Below are 5,115 nucleotides of genomic sequence, written 5' to 3'. Positions count from 1 at the left end.
GCGGCAAGCCGGTGGATGAGGACGACGAGGTCAAAGGCTATCAGCGTAGCGAAGATGAATATGTCATGCTCGAGGATGACGAGATTGAGGCGGTGGGGCTTGAGAGCACGCGAACGATCGATATTTCGATGTTTGTGCCGCGCGATAGTATTGATTGGGTCTGGTACGACAAGCCACACTATCTGACGCCGGACGATCCGGTCGGTGAGGAAGCTTTTTCGGTCATCCGCGATGCGATGGAGGCAACCGGCCAGGTCGGGATTTCGCGGCTGGTTATGTACAGGCGGGAGCGCGCGGTAATGCTGGAGCCGCGAGGTCGCGGCATTGTCTTATGGACATTGCGCTATGGCGATGAGGTGCGTGATCGCGATGCGTACTTCGGTGATATCAAGAATGACAAGGTCGACAGCAATCTCATGTCATTGGTGAGGACACTGATCGATGAGCGGATGAAGCCGTGGGATCTCAAAATGGTTGATGATCCGGTTCAAGATCGCCTTCTGGAGATTATTGCGGCGAAGAAGAAGGGCAAGAAGCGTCCGGCAAAGGCAAAGGAAAGCATCTCGGAGCCTCCGAGCAATGTCGTCAATATCATGGACGCTTTGAAGAAAAGTATCGCCAGCGAAAGCAAATCGAAAAAACGCTAACTGTTCCTTTTTGTCTTAGGCTTTTCAATGGGCGCGGCTGCTGCACGAAAATCGGTCCAGGGATCGCGTTTTATCGCGGCAAGACGAGTCGCCGTGTTCAAAGCCGTGAAATAGGCCGGACCAATGCCGGGAGTCAGTTCATCCCATTGGAGTGGCATTGAAACGGCGGCGCCTGGACGCGCCCGGGTAGAGTAGGGCGCTACTGCTGTCATACCCCGCTGGTTGCGCAGATAATCGATGAGAATCTTGCCCGTGCGTTTCGACTTGGTGATCGTCGAGACGTAGGAGTCAGGACTGTCGGACGCCATGGAATCGGCAAGTGCTTTGGTGAAAGCCTTGACTTCCGGCCAGGTAGCTTTGGGTTTGACCGGGGCCACCACGTGGAGACCCTTGCCCCCGGACGTCTTGACGAAGGCGGCTAGACCTGCCTGTTCAAGTCGTTCCCGGGTTTCAAATGCGCCTGCTATGACCTGTTCCCAAGGAACATTCTCACCCGGATCGAGATCCATGATGATGATGTCCGGGCGTTCCCAATCTGCAATCGTCGAACCCCAGGGGTGAATTTCCAGCACCGCCGACTGCACCAGACCGATAAGCCCATCAAGATCATTGATACTGATCAGCGGTTCGTCGTCTTTGTCTTTTGGATCGGTGACCAAGGCGATATTCGAATTGAGGCCCTTCCACGCATGCTTCTGAAAAAAGGTTTGGCCAGCAATGCCTTCCGGACCCCGGAGCAACGCCAAGGGCCGCGCAACGATGAAGGGAGCAATATACTTCCAGACCTCGGTATAATAGTCCGCCAGACCTTGCTTGGTGACGCCTTCTTCGGGCCAATAGATGCGGTCGGGATGGGTAAGTTTCACTGTGGGCCTCTTTTGTTGTGGCGATGCCTTTGCCTTTGGCGTCTCGCGCACGACTTCGCTTGGATGTTTGTCCTCGCGCAGGCCGCGGAACGCTGCATGACGCAGATTGTTGTCTGCCGTCCAGGCGCGGAATTCCACCTCAGCGACAAGTTGCGGTTTCACATAGCGCACCTGCCGCGCCGCATCGGCGCTCAGCTTTTCGGCAAAGGGGCTCTCCGGCGCGCGAATGCGTTCGAGCCTGCGAAACAAATCTTCTGCCACCGAAGCGCTGTATCCTGTTCCGACGCGGCCAACGTGTTCAAGTTTCTTGCCGTTGTAAACGCCCATGACGAGTGAGCCGATCGCCCTGCGCGATGTGGTGGATGGTACGTAGCCCCCGATGACGAATTCCTGCCGTTGTGAGCATTTTGCCTTGATCCAATCCTTGACGCGGCCGGAGCGGTATGGCGCGTCGCGAAGCTTCGACACGATACCTTCGAGGCTGAGCCTGCAGGCGTGATCGAGAATAAGCGGCCCGTTTTCTTCGAAATGTCCACTGTAGCGGATCAATCCGGGCGCATCGGCGGTCAGTTTTTCAAGCATGGCCTTGCGCTCGACCAAGGGCAAGTCTTGCAGGTTAAAGCCGTCAAGATAGAGGAGGTCGAAAACGTAGAAGACGAAACGATCCGTGCGGTTGTCGCTGAGATCGGCTTGCAGGGCGGAAAAGTTTGACGCGCCTCCAGCTGTTTCGACCACCAGCTCKCCATCGATCAGCGCCGTGCCAATCGGCAAGCTTTGAAATGCGCCAACGATTTCTTTGCCGAACTTCTTAGTCCAGTCGAGGCCGTTGCGAGTGAACAGCTTGACCCGACCGGCCTCGATCCGTACCTGCAGTCGATAGCCGTCAAACTTTATCTCGTGAATCCAGCGCTCGCCCGAAGGCGGCTTTGGCGCAAGTGTCGCCAGAGTTGGCTCGACAAAAGACGGAAGGGGTGCCTTCCTGGCTCCGTCGATTTTTGAGGGATCGGGAACATTCGCCGCTTGGGTGTCAGAAGATCGTGCTTTGACAGCTTTGGCGGCGGCTTTGCCATTGGCTGCTTTTTTTTTATCGATCTTGCCGGTTTTTGAAGACCAGCCGGGGTCTTCGCCAGCGACATCGGCGATTTCTCGCCCGGTCTTCACGGATTCAGGGCGCTCTTCAAGGATATCAGGATCGCTTTCAGTACGCGCTGCATCATCTTCCGCCTTTATGAGCAACCAGTTCTCGCGCTTTTCGCGCGGTTTGCCATGCATGCGAACCAGATGCCAACGCCCTGAAAGCTTTTCGCCGTGAAGTTCGAACTCCAGATGGCCCTTGGCATAACCGTACTTCTGGTCAAAGACCGGGGTCCAGGTGCCACGGTCCCAGACGATGACAGTACCACCACCATACTCGCCCTTGGGTATCGTGCCCTCGAAGCCGCCATACTCCAAAGGATGGTCTTCCACGTGGACCGCGAGCCGCCTCTCACTCGGTACCAGGCTTGGGCCGCGTGTAACGGCCCAACTCTTTAAAACGCCATCCATTTCAAGGCGTAAATCGTAGTGAAGTCGCGTCGCATCGTGTTTCTGGATGACGAAACTATTACCGGCCTTGCGCGACTTGCGCCCCTTTGGCTCTGACGTTGTCTTGAAATCGCGTTTTTTCCGGTATGTTTCAAGCGCAACCATAAATCAGCTCGCCTTCCTCCGTGCGGGTTCCGCCTTGGGTTTGCGGGCTTGCGTCTTTTTGGGTTTCGCTTCTTTCTTTCCTGCCCCCGCGCTTTGCCGCAGCGCCTCCATAAGGTCGACGACCTTCTCGGACTTGGCGGGTTGCTTCTTGGGGATCGGCTTGCCTTCAAGTTTAGCCCGGACCAGTTCGGCAAGAGCGGCCTCGTATCGATCCTTATACTCGGAAGGGTCAAAGCTGCCGCGTTTCGTTCCGATAATATGCTTGGCTAGGTCCAGCATCTCGCCCGTGATCTTCATCTCAGGGATGTCGCTAAACGCATCCTTGGCTGAGCGGATCTCGTAATCGAAATGCAACGTGTTGGCGACCAGTCCACCGCCTGCGGCACGGATTAGAAGCGTGCGAGCGCGGCGGAAAAGCACCGTTTGGGCAAGCGCCGCCACCTTCTTGTCTTTCATGCCCTCACAGATGAGGGCAAAGGCTTCCTGGCCGTGCTTGTCACTAGGTGCGAGATAATATGGTTTGTCGAAATATATATCGTCCACATCGTCCGTGGCGACGAATGCTTCGACTGATAGCGTCTTGTCGCTCTCGGGAACCGCAGCAGCAACCTCTTCGGGCTCAAGCACGATGTAATCGTTGTCGCCAACCTCGTAGCCCTTGACCTGATCTTCCTTCTCGACCGGCTTACCGCTGTCGGAATCAATGAACTGACGCTGAACCCGATGGCCGGTCGCACGGTTCAACGTGTGAAAGGCGATGCGGTCGGAGGTCGAGGCTGCGGTGTAAAGCGCTACAGGGCACGAAAGCTCCGCAACCTTCAGAAAGCCTTTCCAGTTTGCTCTTGGCGCCAACGCTCAACTCCCATGGCTCGTATTGCGAAATGCACTTGAGGTGGATTAGTTCCGAAACCCTGTTGGTCCGTACGTTCGACGGCTTGATGAGTGGACGGGACGGTAACAATCTTGGCAGAAGAATACAACTTGAACGGGAAATGGCAGGGTTGGCAAACAACGGCGGGCCGTGTGATTGGAGCGCGCCGGATGCTCAAACCATTTTCACATACTTGATGAAAGGTGTTACTTTCGCGATCCTGTCATAGAGTTGGCGTGCCGTCCTGTTGTCCTGGTTGGTTGTCCAATAGACCGAGTGGGCACCAGCCTTGGTGGCCTCGGCATGGACGGCTTCGATCAATGCGCGACCGATACCCTTGCCGCGCACGTCGGGGTCGGCATAGAGATCCTGAAGATAGCAAACATCCTCTATGCTCCAGTTGTGCCGATGAAACAGGTAGTGCGTTAGCCCGACAGATTTGCCTTCAAACACGGCGATGAAGCCGCGATACTCGTGACTGGAACCGGAAGTCAGCCTCGCGAATGTCGTTTGGTAGACCTCTTCAGGCACTGTGGTCTCATAAAAGGTGAGATAAGCAGTCCAAAGCCGCCGCCACTGGGATTCGTCGGATTTTTGCAAGGGGCGGATTTGAACGCTCATTTATATTTGTCTCCTGATCTGCCAGGCGCGAGATTAGGGTTGCGAATTAATGAGCGCAAGAGGTTGAAATTAGCCGACAACCCTACTGGTGCAATCCAACCAACCGTCCTATATTTGGGTTGGCGTTCTGCGCTTCTCGACAGGAGAGACATATTCCCCGGGGCCTTAATGATCCCTTAGGGAGCTGTCCCTGAGGAGGCCCGTGGGCTTCTTCACACGGCACCCACCTACTTTGTAGGTTCCCGGGATCGACTTCTCCATCGGTTGTGTGGACGCCGCTTTGAATTTTTGTGCTCATCCGAGCTGGACTCCAGCTTCCAGCCCCTCATGAAGTCACCCGCTTGAAGCACCTTTCCTCTATCAAAGACCTGAAGAAGAATTTGAGGCTCGAAGCTCTGGGCCGCCGCGACGCGCTTCCCAC

General features: G+C 55.7%; 4 protein-coding genes and 1 other RNA gene. 2 read left to right on the top strand and 3 right to left on the bottom strand.

What is annotated here, in order from left to right; genetic code table 11:
* The coding region (ku, locus tag ACXJ5O_RS18335; RefSeq protein ID WP_457301144.1) for a non-homologous end joining protein Ku at positions 1-647 on the top strand (647 nt) is incomplete at its 5' end.
* Here ku (ACXJ5O_RS18335) and ligD read toward each other — a convergent pair.
* The 3 genes from ligD to ACXJ5O_RS18320 form a co-directional block, all read right to left on the bottom strand.
* Positions 644-3,202 (bottom strand): DNA ligase D, encoded by a 2,559-nt coding sequence (ligD, locus tag ACXJ5O_RS18330; protein WP_457301143.1) that lies wholly within the window; start codon positions 3,200-3,202, stop codon positions 644-646. The two genes, ku (ACXJ5O_RS18335) and ligD, sit on opposite strands and share 4 nt — an antisense overlap.
* Before the next feature lie 3 nt (positions 3,203-3,205).
* On the bottom strand, positions 3,206-4,054 hold the full coding sequence (ku, locus tag ACXJ5O_RS18325; protein ID WP_457301142.1) for a non-homologous end joining protein Ku: 849 nt from the start codon (positions 4,052-4,054) through the stop codon (positions 3,206-3,208).
* Positions 4,055-4,247: 193 nt separating this feature from the next.
* Positions 4,248-4,694, bottom strand: a complete 447-nt coding sequence (locus ACXJ5O_RS18320; protein WP_457301141.1) for an N-acetyltransferase family protein — start codon at positions 4,692-4,694, stop codon at positions 4,248-4,250.
* A gap of 121 nt (positions 4,695-4,815) precedes the next feature.
* On the opposite strand from ACXJ5O_RS18320, the gene ssrS reads away from it, so the two are divergent.
* Positions 4,816-4,972, top strand: a non-coding RNA gene (gene ssrS / locus ACXJ5O_RS18315) — 6S RNA.
* The last annotated feature ends 143 nt before the right edge of the window (positions 4,973-5,115 follow it).

The sequence above is a fragment of the Phyllobacterium sp. P5_D12 genome (assembly GCF_054049495.1).
Note: the sequence above shows the minus strand (reverse complement) of the source record. Positions and strands in the feature narration are given on the sequence as shown.

Excerpts from the sequence above, each read along its gene's own strand:
- ACXJ5O_RS18320 (WP_457301141.1), bottom strand. The coding sequence starts at position 4,694 with ATGAGCGTTCAAATCCGCCCCTTGCAAAAATCCGACGAATCCCAGTGG.